General features: G+C 59.1%; 13 protein-coding genes and 1 pseudogene. 5 read left to right on the top strand and 9 right to left on the bottom strand.

The window, feature by feature from the left end; genetic code table 11:
- Window positions 1-35: 35 nt before the first annotated feature.
- Together IPK32_10145 and IPK32_10140 are read right to left on the bottom strand one after the other, a co-directional pair.
- Window positions 36-434, bottom strand: coding sequence for a Rieske (2Fe-2S) protein (locus tag IPK32_10145; GenBank protein ID MBK8092311.1), 399 nt, complete (start codon window positions 432-434; stop codon window positions 36-38).
- 77 nt (window positions 435-511) lie between these two features.
- A pseudogene (locus IPK32_10140) lies at window positions 512-1,200 on the bottom strand (isochorismatase family protein).
- A gap of 125 nt (window positions 1,201-1,325) precedes the next feature.
- Here IPK32_10140 and IPK32_10135 point away from each other — a divergent pair.
- Window positions 1,326-2,300: a LysR family transcriptional regulator gene (locus IPK32_10135; GenBank protein ID MBK8092310.1), complete on the top strand. Its 975-nt coding sequence runs from the start codon at window positions 1,326-1,328 to the stop codon at window positions 2,298-2,300.
- Window positions 2,301-2,858: 558 nt separating this feature from the next.
- Here IPK32_10135 and IPK32_10130 read toward each other — a convergent pair.
- The 4 genes from IPK32_10130 to polA form a co-directional block, all read right to left on the bottom strand.
- The gene (locus IPK32_10130; GenBank protein MBK8092309.1) at window positions 2,859-4,169 is read right to left on the bottom strand and encodes a PQQ-binding-like beta-propeller repeat protein; all 1,311 of its coding nucleotides are present in this window, start codon (window positions 4,167-4,169) and stop codon (window positions 2,859-2,861) included.
- 21 nt (window positions 4,170-4,190) lie between these two features.
- Window positions 4,191-4,787, bottom strand: a complete 597-nt coding sequence (locus IPK32_10125) for a hypothetical protein (GenBank protein MBK8092308.1) — start codon at window positions 4,785-4,787, stop codon at window positions 4,191-4,193.
- A 7-nt stretch (window positions 4,788-4,794) separates the two neighbouring features.
- Window positions 4,795-6,393 carry a murein biosynthesis integral membrane protein MurJ gene (gene murJ, locus IPK32_10120; GenBank protein MBK8092307.1) on the bottom strand — a complete coding sequence of 533 codons (1,599 nt, stop codon included), beginning with the start codon at window positions 6,391-6,393 and terminating at the stop codon, window positions 4,795-4,797.
- Window positions 6,394-6,507: 114 nt separating this feature from the next.
- Window positions 6,508-9,309, bottom strand: coding sequence for a DNA polymerase I (gene polA / locus IPK32_10115; protein ID MBK8092306.1), 2,802 nt, complete (start codon window positions 9,307-9,309; stop codon window positions 6,508-6,510).
- 486 nt (window positions 9,310-9,795) lie between these two features.
- Here polA and IPK32_10110 point away from each other — a divergent pair, with 486 nt between their 5' ends.
- The 4 genes from IPK32_10110 (at window position 9,796) to IPK32_10095 (ending at window position 13,300) form a co-directional block, all read left to right on the top strand.
- Window positions 9,796-10,161 (top strand): four helix bundle protein, encoded by a 366-nt coding sequence (locus tag IPK32_10110; GenBank protein MBK8092305.1) that lies wholly within the window; start codon window positions 9,796-9,798, stop codon window positions 10,159-10,161.
- Window positions 10,162-10,338: 177 nt separating this feature from the next.
- On the top strand, window positions 10,339-11,853 hold the full coding sequence (locus IPK32_10105; protein MBK8092304.1) for a glucan biosynthesis protein G: 1,515 nt from the start codon (window positions 10,339-10,341) through the stop codon (window positions 11,851-11,853).
- A 72-nt stretch (window positions 11,854-11,925) separates the two neighbouring features.
- Complete coding sequence (folP, locus tag IPK32_10100; protein ID MBK8092303.1) at window positions 11,926-12,765, top strand: dihydropteroate synthase; 840 nt, start codon at window positions 11,926-11,928, stop codon at window positions 12,763-12,765.
- Between the two features lie 7 nt (window positions 12,766-12,772).
- A complete protein-coding gene (locus tag IPK32_10095; GenBank protein ID MBK8092302.1) occupies window positions 12,773-13,300 on the top strand; it encodes a YraN family protein in 528 nt (175 codons plus the stop codon).
- Window positions 13,301-13,306: 6 nt separating this feature from the next.
- Here IPK32_10095 and IPK32_10090 read toward each other — a convergent pair whose 3' ends face one another.
- From IPK32_10090 to IPK32_10080, 3 genes are all read right to left on the bottom strand, one after another.
- Window positions 13,307-13,912, bottom strand: a complete 606-nt coding sequence (locus IPK32_10090; protein ID MBK8092301.1) for a DUF362 domain-containing protein — start codon at window positions 13,910-13,912, stop codon at window positions 13,307-13,309.
- A complete protein-coding gene (locus tag IPK32_10085; GenBank protein ID MBK8092300.1) occupies window positions 13,909-14,718 on the bottom strand; it encodes a DUF362 domain-containing protein in 810 nt (269 codons plus the stop codon). Before IPK32_10085 ends, IPK32_10090 begins: the two co-directional genes overlap by 4 nt.
- A gap of 114 nt (window positions 14,719-14,832) precedes the next feature.
- Window positions 14,833-15,492 carry a laccase domain-containing protein gene (locus tag IPK32_10080; protein ID MBK8092299.1) on the bottom strand — a complete coding sequence of 220 codons (660 nt, stop codon included), beginning with the start codon at window positions 15,490-15,492 and terminating at the stop codon, window positions 14,833-14,835.
- Between the last annotated feature and the right edge of the window lie 116 nt (window positions 15,493-15,608).

Raw genomic sequence — 15,608 nt, 5'->3', positions numbered from 1 at the left:
GTTTTGGTGAACGAGCTTGGTTGTGAGAGGGAAGGTCAAATCACCACCTTGATGATGTCGCCCTCGACGACGACATCGAACTTCTGGCAGTCGTGCGTTTTGATTCCTGCTGTCAATTTTCCAGCCTTGGCCAGATAGGCGGCCAGTTCTGGTGGGGCTTGATCTGCGCCTGCGGGACGAACCAGCACGGCGTCGCCGACTTTGCCTGCGGTGGCCACGTCGAACCGTGCTGAGTGGAAGGCACAGGTCACGACATTGCCTTTCAGCACGCCGTCGGCGAGCGAGGCGTTCATGTGGCCGCAACGGCGACTCATGGCGAATAGGCGTCCGTCTGCATTGACGAGCAGGAGTTCGAATCCGGCGACATCCACGGCACGCATGGTGCCAGGAGGGAATTCACTGACTTTGGCGACTTCGATGGCTTGGGGTGTCATGGCATTGATTTGCGTTGGTGGTTGGCATCAGACGGGGCGGGCCGTGAGTGGCCCGCCCCGTTGACTCGAAGGGCGCTTTAGGCTTTCTCGCCGGGCAGCACGAGCTTCTCTAGCTTGGTCTCGTGGCCTAGCTTTTGCACGCTCTGGGCTTTGCCGTAGCTCTCGTTGAGCAGGCGATAGTGCGGCACGATATGGTCCACCATGATATTGGCGAACTCCATCGCATCGGGACGATTCCAGGTGGACATGATCTCCGCGAGGACGGCGTAGGTGTCGATGGGCATCGCACCAGCCTGCACGACTCGCGCCATGGTGATGTCCGTGGCCATCTTGGACCAGTTGCCGGAGGCGTCGATGATGGTGAAGACCTTGTAGCCTGCGGCGAGCGCACTGAGCGTGGGGAAGGACATGCAAACGCTGGTCAAGGTGCCTGCGATGAGCAAGGTCTTGCGTCCGGTCTTCTCGATGGCCTCGACCCACTTGGGATTGTCCCAGGCATTGATCTGGCCCGTGCGCGGGATGTAAACGGCGTCGGGATTGGCCGCGTGAATGTCTGGAATGAGCGGTCCATTGGGACCATCCGGGACGGAAGCCGTCGTGAACGTGGGGACCTTGGCGAGATGTGCGACCTTGGCGAGTGCGGTGACGTTGTTGCGCAGGGTCAGCATGTCCATGTCTGCCACGAGTGGAAGAGTCCGCTCTGATGGTCAATCAGTAGCATAACAGCGTCGTTAGGGTCGATCATGGTCTTGATGGTGGTGCTCATAGTGTTTTTGGATTCAGGTTGGTGTGAGTTCGCTGTCGAACTCCCTCACCCCAGAGCTTCGGTGAAGTGTGCCGGACAATACCTTGTCCCTTGGCTCACCATGCCTGCCGTGTATGCTAGCGATTATGGAACTACGCCACCTTCGTTACTTCATCGCGGTCGCCGAGCATGAGAATATCACTCGTGCGGCGGCGCAGTTGCGTGTGGCGCAGCCGTCGTTGAGTCGGCAGATTCGTGACTTGGAGCAGGAGCTTGGCTTTGAATTGTTCGATCACGGGGCCAAATCTCTGCGACTCACGGAAGCGGGTCGTGTGTTCCTCGATCATGCTCGCAAGGTGATGCGCGGAGCAGGCGAAGCAGTGGAGGCTGCCCGTGCGGTGGCGAAGGGTCAAGTGGGTGAGCTGCATCTTGGCTATGCGCCCTCACTTGCTGTGGAGATGCTGCCACGGCTGCTGCGTGCGTTTCAGGAGCAACACCCTGGTGTGCGTGTGCAGCTACACGACCAGTCCACGCAGGAGATGCTGCGCGGTCTGCGCACGGGCTCGCTGCACATGGCGATGCTGTTGAAAGTCAGTGTGAGGGTCATGGAGGGACTCGATTTCATTGAAATGGATCGCCAAGCGGTGAGTGTCTTGATGCGTCCTGACCATCCATTGGCCAAGCTGAAGAAGATCAGCCTCAAGCAACTCGCAGCGGAGCCTTTGGTAGCCTTCACGCTCGCCGACTATCCTGAGCATCACGCCTGGATCGCGGATCTCTTTGCCGACTTCGCTCGACCACCGCAGATCGTGGAGGAGCACGACAGCGCTACGAGTTTGATCGCCGCCGTCGAAGCAGGTCGAGGCGTGGCGCTGGTGTCTGAACGGATGGATTGCATGGCAGGAGTGCGGTTGAAAATCATTCCCCTGAACCCTGCACCACCGCCACTCATCATCGGCATCACTACGGCGAAAGGCAGTCACTCGATCCCGGTGGCGAACTTCCTGAAGTTGGCGCGGGAGAAAGTGCAAAAGCATGGAGTCGCCCATGACGAGCGCTCGGCACTTCGACGCTGGCACGGAAAACGTCGTCTTCAGCTCCACCACCTTACCGTCGCCTAGCTTGGCATCGGTGGGCCAGTTGGTTTGGTAATTGTTCTGCGCCTCGCGGGGCTTTTCGAGCTGCTTGAAGACGAGCGGTTTCACGAGCCACGTCACGGTGTAGTCGCCAGCGGGCAGCTTGCCGAGGTTCACCGCGTCCACCTCGTAGTAGGTGAAGGTTTTGAAGTAGTTTCCCTGCCAAATCGCCTCGTGCATTGTGATGGTAAAGGCTGAGCCGCTGCGCTCGATCTTCTCTATCCACACGCGGTCATTGTCATCGAGTTGGCGGGTGCGGAAGAGAAGCCAAACGTCGTCGCCCGCAGTGACGCTCGGCCTTTTCTCGGTCAGGTCATCGATCCAATCATCAAGCGACAAGCCTTGTGGTTTCTTGGCAAGCGATGGAGCGTGCAGGAGCATCGCCGCATCGTTCCACTTGCCCGTATCGCCACGCACGAGCTGGCGCTGATCGCTCAGCGTGCCGCGTTCAGAGGCGGCCTTGATGGCCTTAAGTGTCGTGGCCTCTTGAGCGTGGAGTAGGCCTGCGGTGATGAGAATAAGGAACGCGAGTTTCATGGCGGGTCACTTCTTGTTCTGGATTCGATATAGCCACGAATACGTGCGGATCAGCAAGCTCCCTCTCGCAATGGCAGGCGTGGCCCAGGCGACGTCGCCGAGGGTGTTCTTGTGCAGCAGCTTGTATTCGGGGCCGTCGTCGATGACCCAAGTGTCGCCGTTTTCATTGAGCATGAAGAGATGGCCATTGTAGGCCCAGGGCGAGGCGTAGAAGCGGCTTCCCTTGGTATTGAGGCGTTGTTTGGCGATGATCTCAGCGCCGGTCTTTGCATCGAAGCAGCCGAGCAAGCCGGAGTCGTAGCAGACAAAGAGCCGGTCGCCGCTGATGAGGTAGCCGGGATGGATGCTGGAGCCGCGCTTCTGACTCCACACGATGAACTCATTGCTCGTCGCGTCGCCTTGCAGCGTGATGTCGCCCTTCGCGCCGGGTTTGATGGCATAGAGAGGGCCATAGTGATAGCCCGCGCCGACGTAGAGCAGGCCATGCTTTGAGACAGGGATCTGGCTCACGAGTCCGGCGGTGCCGCTGAGTTCCCAGAGCAGCGTCCCATCTTCCACCGCATAAGAGCGGACTTTGTTCATGCCGATGGTGATCAGCTCCGTGCGCTGACCGCTCTCCCAGACATACGGCGTGGACCAGGTGCTGCGCTCCTCGCGCGCAACACGCCAGAGCGACTTGCCTGTGAGTGCATCCAGCGTCTCGACGAATGAGGCTTCCTCATTGTCATTCTGGATGAAGATGCGTCCGCTGTGCAGCACTGGCGACGAGCCCGTGTTCCAACCATCGCGCATCGGGTAGCTCGGCCAGCGATGTTCCCAGAGCTTCTGCCCTGTCATGTCGCAGCAAAACAAGCCGATATTGGCAAAGTAGGCATACACGCGCTCGCCATCCGTCACTGGAGTCTCATTGGCAAAAGAGCTGCGCGGATGCCGCATCTGCGGTGGGATACCCTTGTGTGCCTCGAACTCCCATAGAATCCGCCCTGTCTCGAAATCGAGGCACCACAGCATCCAGCGATGCGTCTCCTTTTGTTCCAGATGCCCACCCGGATAACCGCCCACATGCGGCGTCGGCAGTTCCTTCTTACCGGCCGCCGAAGTCACGAAGACCTTATCGCCCCACACAATCGGCGACGACCACCCCCAGCCCGGCACCTTCGCCTTCCACACCACGTTCTCTGTGTCACTCCACGTCACAGGTAATGTCAAACCCTCGCCTAAACCATCCGACTTCGCTCCACGAAACTGCGGCCAGTTTTCCGTATCAGAAGCCGCGACGGAGACTGCCAGTGTGATGATCAGTAGGCAATGTTTCATAAAGATAAGAGCGAAGAACCCTCAGCGTGCAAAAAGCAATATGCGAGCCTGCATACCCTCTAGCAGCGGAGCCATTTCCAGCTTTGTCGCGAGTGGAGCTTGCTTGAAGAACATGCCGGCATCCTTTAGCAGCGCTTTCTCGAAATCAGCCGCACTTTGATCGAGCAGGAGCTGCATCTCTGGGCTCTGCGTGCCGCGCTTTTTCATGTCACGCTGGATAGCACCAGTCACACGGCGGCGCTCTTCGGGTGGGAGCTTTTCGATGCCCTTCATGACGGAGAGAAAGGTTTGCTCCACAATGCGTGAGATGTACTCGCCCTTTTCGTCCTCGGTGAGGGATTTCATGAAGCGGTCCACACTCTCAGCGCCATCCTCGCGCATGGTTTCTCGCTGGTTGTAAGTGAGCCGGGAGACGGAGGCGATGACCTTATCCAGATGTGTGCCGCGCTGGCGTGGACCGAGGCGTTCATTCACATACCAGGGCGACTCATTCATCAATACGAGCGTCTTTTCAGGCGTAAAGACATGGTCCTCTGTCCACCACAGCACGACAGCTAACGCGCCCCATACGAGGGCGAGAAAGGCGGCGACCTGGAGCCAAAGACGTTGCTTATTCATACACGAATCACTTTTTACCGAAGCGTCGGCTCAGAATCGAGAGAAATTCGGAGGATTCCTCCACTCGCAGCCGCTGCGTCACCATGAAGTAAAGAACGGCCGAAAGACTGATCGTGAGCCCGAGCCTCAGCATACGGGCGATCAGGCCCAGATGCTCCCAATCCGCCAAAATCGTGTATTTCGCCGCTACGCACACCGCGCTCATGGCGAGCACGGCCCCACCGACACGCAGCATCGTCGCCATGAGTGAGCCCGTCTCTAGTCCAGAGGCAAAGCGCCGCATACACACATAGAGCACGGTAAAATTCAGCGCCAGCCCCACGCCCGTGCCCCACGCCAGCGCGGTATGATCCCACTTTAACACAAAGACCGTAAAGGCATTCGCTGCCGCAGTGAAAACAATGATGCCCAGGGAGGTGTACATCGGAATAAAACGCCGCCCGATGGTGTAAAACGATGGCTGCAGCACCTTGATCCCTGAGTAGAACACCAGACCGAATGCAAAGGCCTGAAGCGGCGCAGCCGTCTGCACCACATCATACGATTTGAAGCGGCCATGCTCAAAGATGACCGAGATGATCTCATGCGCCAAAAGCGACAGCCCCGCCGCACATGGCAGCGTGAGGAATAGCACCAAGCGCAACCCTTTGGCCAAAGCCGCACGAAACTCCGGCGTGATACCCTCTGTAGCGAGCCGACTGAGCATCGGCAGCGTCACCGTCGCTACCGCGACACCGAATAGACCCAGCGGGAGCTGCTGGAGCCGCTGCGCATACGCCAGCCACCCCGATGCTGACTCCTGCCCAGGTGTGTACGAGGCAAAAATCGAGTTCAGCAGCACATTCACCTGCGTGCCGCAGGCCGCGAGCAGAGATGGCCACATCAAATGCAGCACATCCTTTACCCCACTGTCCTTCCAGCCGAAATCCAGCCCGAAGCGGAAGCCCACACGCTTCAGCGAAGGGAGCTGCACGGCGAGCTGCATCGCTCCACCGATCAGAGTGCCCACTGCAAATCCCATCAGGCTCCGCTCCGTGATCACGCCCTCACGGAAGGCCGGGTCCATCATCCAAGCCACCGCATAGCCACCGAGGATGCACCCCAGGTTAAAAAACGCTGATGCCACCGCCGGAATGAAGAAAACCTTCTTCGCATTGAGCATCCCCATGACCAGCGCCGTGAGTGACACGATCGTGATGAATGGATACATGATCTGCGCCAGCGTCACCCCGAGCTCGATACTAGCCTCATCCTTCCACCCCGGTGTCAGCAGCCGGAAAATCCATGGTGCCAGCGCCACACCTGCCATCGCCACCATTGTCATGAAGCAAAGCGAGAGCGATACCATTTTCCGCCCGAGCTGCCACGCAGCCTCATCCCCCTCTAGTTTGATTTTCTTGGAAAAAGTGGTGACGAAGGCCGTGGAGAGCGCCCCCTCTGCAAAGAGATCGCGCAGCATATTTGGCGTGCGAAACGCCATCGCGAAAATGCCCGCGAACTTCATCCCAAAAACACCCCCGAGCACCTGATCCCTCACCAGCCCGAGAATACGGCTGCAGAGGATAGCGATAGAGACGATGCCGGTAGAGCGGGCCTGGCTGGACATGAGGCCCCCATGAATGCGCAGCCCGCCTGATCAAGCAAGCGCGGCAGGGTGAAGGTTTTGTGAAATCGCCGGGGAGGAGTGCTTCTTAAATTGGAGCCCTGGAGGCCCCTCGGCTCAATGCGCCTTGAACCAATCCATGCCCGTTCCCGCTTCGACCTCGGCGGGGACGCCGTGGGGGAGCTGAAGGGCGTGTTTCATTTCGTGGAGGATGATGGAGCGGGCTTGTTCGACTTCGGATTCGGGGAGTTCGAAGAGGAGCTCGTCATGCACTTGGAGGAGCATGCGGGTTTGTAGGTTGGCGGCGCGAAGGGCGGTCTCGACGCGGATCATGGCGAGCTTGATCATGTCGGCGGCGGTGCCTTGGATGGGGGTGTTCATCGCCACGCGTTCGGCTTGGCCACGGATGGTGGCGTTTCCGCTAGTGAGGTCGCGGATGGCGCGGCGGCGGCCGGTTAAAGTCTCGACGTAGCCGCTTTTGCGGGCATCGGCGACGATTTGATCCATGAAGGCTTTGATGCCGGGGAACTGCTTGAAGTAGTTGTCGATGATGGTGGCGGCCTCACCACGCGGGATGCCGAGGCGTTGGCTCAAACCGAAGGCGCTAATGCCGTAGATGATGCCAAAGTTGACCATCTTGGCCGTGCGGCGCATCTCGGGCAGCACGCCGTCGAGTGGCACGCCATAGACGCGGGCGGCGGTGGCGATGTGGATGTCCTGGCCCTGCGCGAAGGCCTCGATCATTGCGGCGTCGCCGCTGAGGGCGGCCATGACGCGGAGTTCGATCTGGGAGTAGTCGGCGCTGAGCAAAACCCAGCCGTCGTGGCCGGGGATGAAGGCCTTTCTTATTTCGCGGCCCAAGTCGCTGCGGATGGGGATGTTTTGCAGGTTCGGATTGCTGCTGGCCATGCGGCCGGTGGCGGCCATGAGCTGATGAAACGTGGTATGCACGCGGCCTGTGACGCGTGAAACGGCATGTGGCAGCGCTTCGACGTAGGTGCTGTTCAGCTTGGTGACTTCACGATAATCGAGGATGTCCTGGATGATGGGGTGCGTGCCCAAAAGCGACTGTAGCACCTGCTCATTGGTCTGGTATTGGCCTGTGGCGGTTTTCTTCGGCTTGTCGCTGAGTTTGAGCTTATCAAAGAGCACTTCGCCGAGCTGTTTGGGGCTGTTGAGGTTCACCGCCATGCCAGCGACCTCGTGGATTTTGCGTTCGAGTTCTTTGGCTTTTTTGTCGAGCTCTATCCCGTATTCACGCAGTGCCTGGACATCGATTTTCACGCCGACGTGCTCCATGCGTGTGAGCACGGGGAGCAGCGGGCACTCGATTTCTTCAAAGACTCGCGTGTGGCCGGTGGTGGCGATTTGTGGGCGCAGTTTCGCGGCGAGCTGCCAGGTCACGTCGGCGTCCTCAGCGGCGTAGTCGGCGACTTTTTGCGCATCCTCGGCAGCTGCCTGCGCCATGGTGGTGCTGAAGAGGTCATCTTTCTCCGTGCAGATGACCTGCGTGATCGGCACGGGCGTGTAGCTCAACAGCGACTCGGAGAGGTAATCCATGCCGTGGCGTTGATCCGGGTCGATGAGCGCATGTGCGAGCATGCTGTCGAAAAATGGCCCGCGGACCTCCATGCCGTGGGCGAGGAGCACGCTGAGGTCGAACTTCAAATTGTGCCCGATCTTCTCCACGCCTTCGCGAGTGAGCAGCGGGCGGAATTCCTCCAAAACGGCCTTCGCGACCTTTTGATCACGCGGGAAGTACACGAACCAGCCCTCATGCGCCTGCCATGAAAACGCGATGCCGACGATCTGCGTGTCGCGGGGATCGAGTCCGGTCGTTTCGAGGTCAAAACAGTAGCTTTTCAGCTCCGCGAGCGCCGTGAGCAGTTTTTGGCGTTCTGCGGCACTTTGGACCAAATGATACACATGCGGCGTGTCGGCGATGGTAGTCAGTTTCGTCGGCGTGGGCGTGGATATGGCCTCTGCGGCGAAAAGATCGCCTGCGGGTGCTTCCGCAGCCGTTTTGCGACCGCGACCGGCTTTGAAGTCATCGCCGAAAACACGCTTACCGAGGGTGTTGAACTCGAACTCGGTGAAGAAGGCCTTCAGCTCTTCATTCACATGCGTTTGGATGACGAGGTCGTCGATGCCCGTGTCGAAAGGCGCATCGTGCATGATGGTGGCGAGCTTTTTGGAGAGGATGGCATCCTCGCGGCAGGCTTCGAGCTTTTCCTTCTGCTTGCCTTTGAGCTGATCGATGTTGGCGAGCAGGTTTTCGATGCTGCCGAACTGCTGGATGAGCGCGGTGGCGGTCTTTTCGCCGAAGCCTTTGACGCCGGGGATGTTGTCCACCGCGTCACCCATGAGCCCGAGGATGTCGATGACCTGCGCAGGGCGCTCGATGCCCCAGCGCTCGCAGATTTCCTTCACTCCGAGGATTTCCGTGTCGGCACCCGCACGTCCGGGTTTGAAGATTTTGACATGCTCAGTGACGAGTTGGCCGAAATCCTTGTCCGGCGTGACCATGAAGGTCTCCAGGCCGACTTTATCCGCCTGCGTGGCGAGGATGCCGATGATGTCGTCGGCCTCCAGTCCGTCCTTTTCCAGCATGGGCACGTTCATGGCCCGCAGCAGCCGTTTCACGTTCGGGATGGCGAGTGAAATGTCCTCCGGCATCTCTTCACGCTGCGCTTTGTAGGCAGGGAAGATTTCATGGCGAACGGTCGGTGCGGCGTTGTCAAAGGCGACGCCGAGGTGTGTGGGTTTCTGGTTGTGAATGATGTCCAGCAGCGTGTTGGCGAATCCGTACAGCGCGGAGGTATTCAGCCCATCACTGGTGCGGATGGGGTTTTTCATGAAGGCGAAGTGCGCACGATAAATGAGCGCCATCGCGTCGAGGAGGAAAAGCCGTTGGGACATGTGAAGAGAGCCTGTAGGCGGCTGGGGTGGCTCTACAATCGGCAACTGAGGGGCAAAGCTTGACCTGGGTGCGGATCGGCAAACCTAATCAATCGTCAATCGAGCATTCCCAACTCTCGCGGTAACCGGAGGGATTGACGATTGTCGATTCCTCGATTGCTGATTTTGGAGGGGAAAAGCCTCCTCGCGGGGGGGCGAAATCGGCTTACCTCGACAATCTGCAATCGATTGCTCTTCAATCGTCAATCGAGCATGCCCATGGCTCGCGGTAGCCGGAAGGATTGACGATTGTCGATTCCTCGATTGTTGATTTTGGAGGGGAAAAGCCTCCTCGCGGGGGCGAAATCGACTTACCTCGACAATCTTCAATCGTTTGCTCTTCAATCGTCAATCGAGCATGCCCAGCGCTCGCGGTTGCCGGAAGGATTGACGATTGTCGATTACTCGATTGTTGATTTTTGAGATTTTTAGCCACCTTGGTGCCCTATGAAAGACCAAGCCGCCATTCTTGAGGATCGTCTCGTGAATTTTGCTGTGCGTGTGATCAATGTCGTGGAGGCACTGCCAGACACCAAGGCCGGAAAACACCTCGCGGGTCAGTTGGTGCGTTCTGGCACGTCGCCCGCATTGAACTACGGCGAAGCGCAAAGTGCTGAGTCCCGAAGCGACTTCCTCCACAAGATGAAGGTGTGTCTCAAAGAGCTTCGCGAAACGCTCATCTGCCTCAAAATCATCGAACTAAAACCCATGTGCCCAAAAACCCTGCTGTCACCGTTACTCAAAGAGTGCAATGAGCTGACGGCTATTTTTGTGAAAAGCATCCAAACGGCAGAGCGGAACAAAAAGCTATGAGGAGGATGATTTGAAGGTTGGAGAGCGATTTCTCATCAATCGTCAATCGAGTGTGCATAGTGCTCGCGGCAGCTGGAATGATTGACGATTGTTGATTACTCGATTGTTGATTTTTGAGGGGCAAGACCTCCTCCCCCTCCTTGACTGGCATGCCCTGTGCTGCAAGCTCTCCACCCCATGAGACTCTCCCAGACGACTTTTTTCCTCGCAGCTTTCGCCGTGCATGCTTTGGCGCAGCAAACTGGGATGGTGGAGGTGCGGACGCATGCGGATTTGGAGAAGGTGGCGGCCAAGTTGGCGCTGGAGCCGTATGAGGCACCGACGCAAAAGCTCGATCCTTTTTATGATGGGCTGAAGTATGATGACCATCGCCGCATTCAGTTCCGCAAGGACAAGTCGCTCTATGCGGACAGTGGAGCGTTCGCTATCGAGATGTTTCACCCTGGGTGGATGTTCAAGAAGCCCATCTACTTCCATGAGCTGGCCGGTGACAAGGTGAGCCCGCTGGCTTTTGACCCGAGTCTGTTTGACTACTTCGGGCTCCAGGTGCCCGCAGGGGCGGTGCCGCCTGCGGGCTACAGCGGCTTTAAGCTCATTCACATCAGCCCAGATGGAAAAAGCCGACCAGAGGTGCTGGCTTTCCAAGGCGCGAGTTACTTCCGTGCCGTGACGGATCAGCTCGGCTGGGGCATCTCGGCTCGCGGGATCGCTGTGAATACGATCGGTGGCGACGCAGAGGAGTTTCCCGACTTTACGCATTTCTGGTTCGCCAAGCCGGAGGCGGGAACGAAGGCCTTCAAACTGCTGGCACTGCTGAACGGGCCGAGCGTGACGGGTGCCTATGAATTTGAAACCATGCCTGGGAACACGACCGTGATGAAAATCAAAGCGACGCTGCATCTGCGAAAGCCGGTCAAGATGCTGGGGATCGCACCTTTTTCGAGCATGTATTGGTTCGGGGAGAACTCGCACCCGAAGCCCTATGACTTCCGCCCGGAGGTGCATGATTCCGATGGTCTTCAGGTCGAGATCGAGGGTGGGCCGACGATCTGGCGGCCGCTGGATGTCAGCCGCGACATGCGCCTGAGCCTTTTTGAGACGGACAAGCTGAAGGGCTTTGGCCTGGCGGAGCGTGATCGTGATTTCAAAAACTTCGAGGACCTGGAGGCGAACTACCACCGCCGCCCCGCTGTGTGGGTGGAGCCAAAGAGTGGTTTCGGCGCGGGCGCGGTCACGCTGGTGGAGCTATCCACCGGTGAGGAGACCTGGGACAACATCGTGGCGATGTGGAGCCCGAAAAAACTGCCCACGACGCCGCAGGAGCCGCTCAAGGTGGCCTACGACATCCAGTGGCTCGACCAGCATGAGCCAGGTGGTCTTTGCAAAGTGACGAGCACACGCCGTGGCTTTGTGATGGATAGTGATGATCATCTTTATGTGATCGACTTCGCAGCTGGGAAGGAGCCCGTGCCGGGCACGCCGGACTGGGTGCCTGAAATCGAGCTCGTCGTCAGTGGCGATGCCGCCAAGATCATCGACAAGCGAGTCATGAAAAACGCCGTGACCGGCGGCTGGCGTGCCTTCTTTAAACTCGATGTGCCAGATAGCAGCAAGCTGCTCGAACTCATGTGCGAGCTGAAAAACGGCGACAAGGTGATCTCTGAGCGCTGGATGTATCAATGGCGTAAATGAGTTCAAAGCTGTGCGATGCAGGTGCCTGCACTTTGGCTTGGCAAATCGGTGCAATTCAGGCCATGAATGTGCATGCAATGGCGCATTGGCACCCAAACTCTCGACTTGTCCCGTCGCGGACTCATCATGGGCATTGTCAACGTGACGCCAGACAGCTTCTCCGACGGCGGCAGCTTCGCAGACCCTGGCCGCGCTGTGCAGTATGCGCTGGAGATGATCGCGGATGGTGCGGACATCCTGGACATCGGCGGCGAGTCCACCCGGCCTGGTGCCGAGCCTGTCTCTGAGGCGGAGGAGCTCCGCCGTGTGCTCCCGGTGCTCCGCGCTGTGCGCTCCCAGACAAAGGCACTCATCTCCATCGATACGATGAAGGCCTCAGTCGCACGCGCTGCTCTCGATGCCGGAGCAGACATCATCAACGATGTCACCGGTCTCCGTGGAGATGCCGCCATGGCACGACTCGCCGCAGAGCGTGACTGTGGGCTCGTGGCCATGCACATGATCGGCACACCGCAGACGATGCAGCTCTCACCCAGATACGAGGATGTCGTGAGCGAGGTCACTGCCAGCCTCAGTGAGCGGCTGCGCATCCTCGAAAACGCGGGCATCGCTCCCGAGCGCATCGTGCTCGATCCCGGCTTCGGCTTTGGCAAAACGCTGGAACATAATCTCTCACTTCTGCGCCATCTTCCCAGCCTTGGCATCAGCGGCAGACCGCTCCTCGTGGGTGTCTCCAGGAAATCCATGATCGCCCGCGTCCTAGGGCGGGATGACATGGCTGCCCGTAGCTGGCCCACCGTCGCCCTGACGGCCTGGGCCCGCGAGCATGGAGCCCGCATCGTCCGTGTGCATGAAGTCCGCCAGAATCGTGACGCCATGCGCATGATGGAGGCCATCTTGCACCCGGACTGAGACCCCTATGGCGCTGCTCGATCGACCAGAGCTTCTTTATCGTTGGGCGCGGCGAAAGCTCGCCACGCAGCCGATCATCCGCCGCGTCTGTATCTGGTTCATCGCACGCCCGCAGCGTGCCTACCAGCCTACCCTGCTCCAGCGGCGACTCTCCTCCGCAGAAATCGGTCAAATGGGCGAGTGGATCGCCTGCCGCTGGCTACGCAGTAGCGGCAGGAAAGTCTTCACGCGTAATTTTAAGGCCGTGCATGGTGGTGAGGTGGACATCGTCGCTCGTCATGGAAAAGTGCTCACCTTTGTGGAGGTCAAAACTCGCACTCGTGATGGTCCGCATCGCCCAGCGGACGCCGTGGGCCCAGAAAAGCAGCGCCTCATCATCCGCGGGGCCCGCGACTGGCTCGCGGCCCTCTCACCGATGGAGGTCCCCTTCCGCTTCGACATCGCTGAGATCATCCTCATTCCCGGAGAGCTGCCTCGCGTCCACATCATCGAAAACGCCTTCCACATGCCCGATAACTCCACACTCGGCCGCTAGCGTGTATTATGCTTGCTTCGCGCCTGCACTCGCTCGGCGCTGGGCACTTTCGATGTGACCTGCCCAGCCAAAATGCGGGCGGAAGGCGAAGACCTCACGCATTTGCTCAAAGGGGCCGCTCCACTGCGGCTTGTCCGAAGCGACCGTGATGTCCTCTGGGCGAAAGGCGACCACGGGAAGCTCACGGATGGCAAAGGCACCCGCGAGCATGCGAGTCTGCCGCCAGTCAAAGCCCATGAGCTGCGCACAGACACAATCGACAGCGACAGGATGTGTCCCGGCCAAAATGACGCCACAGGGCACTGGATCGCAGGACATCGGCCCATCTCCATCACCTGCGATGAGCCCATCCACGATGCTCAGGTAGCGCAGAGGACGCGTGCGCGGTGCACCAGCTCCATCGAAATAGAAGAAGCATTTGTGCAGGTCCATGATCATGCGCCACGCCGTATCGTTGCCATGCCAGTTACCACTGCGGACGACTTCCTGCGTATCGCCAAAGTAGAGGCGCCCGAGCTTTTTTAGCGGCACAAAGAGCCGTGAGAGAAAGTGCCGACCAAAGAGGATTTTCTTCGCCGTGCGCATCAGGCTGCCTTCGAGAGCACGCTTCACGGTGGATTCAGCGAATTGGTCGCCCCCCTCAGCAGGAGTGCCCTCGGTATGCCGTGGCAGCCAGTTCGTGCGGGGCGTGGTGCCGACGAGATTTTTGAGAGCGACGGTGAGTCCGACTTTTTGTGTGTTTTGAGCTTGGGGACGTTGATCAGCACATCGGCAGCCATCGGAGTGCGGCAGATGCGGTATTCGTGATTCGGGTCTGTGTGCTGTCGGTTCGTCGTCGCGAAGTCGTAAGAGGCCCCATAGAGCCGCCCCAGGCCCTTGAAGCCATAGAACTCGCTTTTTTCATCGAGATGGATGTCCACCGCACCCGCAGGATCACTCGGCAGCTCACGCTTAGAGACCGTGACGCCATCCGCGATGGTCCACTCCTCACAGCGCATATCAAAGAGGGCAAAAGTGATGCTGGGAAACTCACCACGCAGTGCCTCCATGATCGCATCCAGGCCGCAGAGCCTGCGGATCGTATCAAAGGAGGAATCACTCTGCGGAGCATCACACAGCGTCACGCGGCCACGGCCCTGGAGCTGCCCCGCAGCCCAGCGTGCGACCTCACGTACCACCGCCGGGTGGGTGATGATGGTGAGCCAGCTCGATTCATCCTGGGGCGTGCGTGTATCATGCTCCTTTACCCAGTTGGGCTTGATGACGACGTGGTCCCCTGCCCGGATGAAGCCACTGGGGAGATGCAGCGCGGCGATGGCAGCCTCGATCTGTGTGTGCAGGGCCTCTGCATCTGCATACGCTGCCTGGCCGGTGATGACGGAGACCTGCGGGGAGCCGAATTCTTGAGGAGAAAGCATGTGTTTCTAGGATCTGGTTCTTCGGGCAAAAAGGTGGTGTAAACGCTGGCCACTAGTGATGGGAGGGAGTTTGGCGAAAGACACTGATTTTTCAATGACTCCAGCCTCCACGTGCTATGCGCAGGCCTCATGCCTCCCCAGCAGGGCCAGCATGCGGCCCGTGCGGCCATTTTCGATCCGGTAGGAATAAAAGCGGCCCAGGTCCGAGGACGTGCACACACCGCAATCATGCACCTGCGACTCCGGCACGCCGAAATCCAGCGCCGAGCGCCGGATCTGCGCCGCGAAGTCAATCTCATACGCCGGAGGGCGGATGCACGGCGCGAGCTGCACCACCACATCCTCCGCACGCGTGCCGTAGCGCTCCGCCATCAGGCTCAGCGCACGGCCCGTGATGCCCTGCTCACTGCCTTTTTTGCCCGAGTGCAACAGGCCCAGTGCCCCTGTGCGACGATCCACGATAAAAACCGCCCCGCAATCCGCCACATAGATGCCTAGCACCAGTCCTGGCACGTTCGTGATCATGCCATCCGTGCCAGTGATCGGTTGTGCGGGTGTTTCGCTCACCACCGCCACCTCCGCGCCATGCACCTGCTCCGCGATGCACAACCGCGCCGGATCAAAGCCCATCTCCGCCGCCTGCTCCCGGTGCCAGGCCCACAGCCGCTCCACCACCACCGCACGCTCTGCATCCACATCGATGTCTGCATGCCGCAGCGTGAAGCGATGAGCCACTCCAAGACCAGCAAGTGCCTCCAGGGCAGGAAAAGTCATCCAGTTCATGCTGAAGTCTCTGTCATGGGATGATCACCGCCGCAAGTCGGGAGAGCGCAGAGGCGTGCATGAGATGGAAGAACTGAAAAAAGTGCTCAGTTCTCAGTGTTCAGTGC

Source organism: Verrucomicrobiaceae bacterium (assembly GCA_016713035.1).
In the GTDB taxonomy this organism is placed as follows: Bacteria; Verrucomicrobiota; Verrucomicrobiia; order Verrucomicrobiales; family Verrucomicrobiaceae; genus Prosthecobacter.
The sequence above is the reverse complement of the archived record's forward strand: the minus strand, read 5'-3'. Positions and strand labels throughout refer to the sequence as shown.

Excerpts from the sequence above, each read along its gene's own strand:
- IPK32_10145 (MBK8092311.1), bottom strand. The coding sequence starts at position 434 with ATGACACCCCAAGCCATCGAAGTCGCCAAAGTCAGTGAATTCCCTCCT.
- IPK32_10135 (MBK8092310.1), top strand. The coding sequence starts at position 1,326 with ATGGAACTACGCCACCTTCGTTACTTCATCGCGGTCGCCGAGCATGAG.
- IPK32_10130 (MBK8092309.1), bottom strand. The coding sequence starts at position 4,169 with ATGAAACATTGCCTACTGATCATCACACTGGCAGTCTCCGTCGCGGCT.
- IPK32_10125 (MBK8092308.1), bottom strand. The coding sequence starts at position 4,787 with ATGAATAAGCAACGTCTTTGGCTCCAGGTCGCCGCCTTTCTCGCCCTC.
- murJ (MBK8092307.1), bottom strand. The coding sequence starts at position 6,393 with ATGTCCAGCCAGGCCCGCTCTACCGGCATCGTCTCTATCGCTATCCTC.
- polA (MBK8092306.1), bottom strand. The coding sequence starts at position 9,309 with ATGTCCCAACGGCTTTTCCTCCTCGACGCGATGGCGCTCATTTATCGT.
- IPK32_10110 (MBK8092305.1), top strand. The coding sequence starts at position 9,796 with ATGAAAGACCAAGCCGCCATTCTTGAGGATCGTCTCGTGAATTTTGCT.
- IPK32_10105 (MBK8092304.1), top strand. The coding sequence starts at position 10,339 with ATGAGACTCTCCCAGACGACTTTTTTCCTCGCAGCTTTCGCCGTGCAT.
- folP (MBK8092303.1), top strand. The coding sequence starts at position 11,926 with ATGCAATGGCGCATTGGCACCCAAACTCTCGACTTGTCCCGTCGCGGA.
- IPK32_10095 (MBK8092302.1), top strand. The coding sequence starts at position 12,773 with ATGGCGCTGCTCGATCGACCAGAGCTTCTTTATCGTTGGGCGCGGCGA.
- IPK32_10085 (MBK8092300.1), bottom strand. The coding sequence starts at position 14,718 with ATGCTTTCTCCTCAAGAATTCGGCTCCCCGCAGGTCTCCGTCATCACC.
- IPK32_10080 (MBK8092299.1), bottom strand. The coding sequence starts at position 15,492 with ATGACTTTTCCTGCCCTGGAGGCACTTGCTGGTCTTGGAGTGGCTCAT.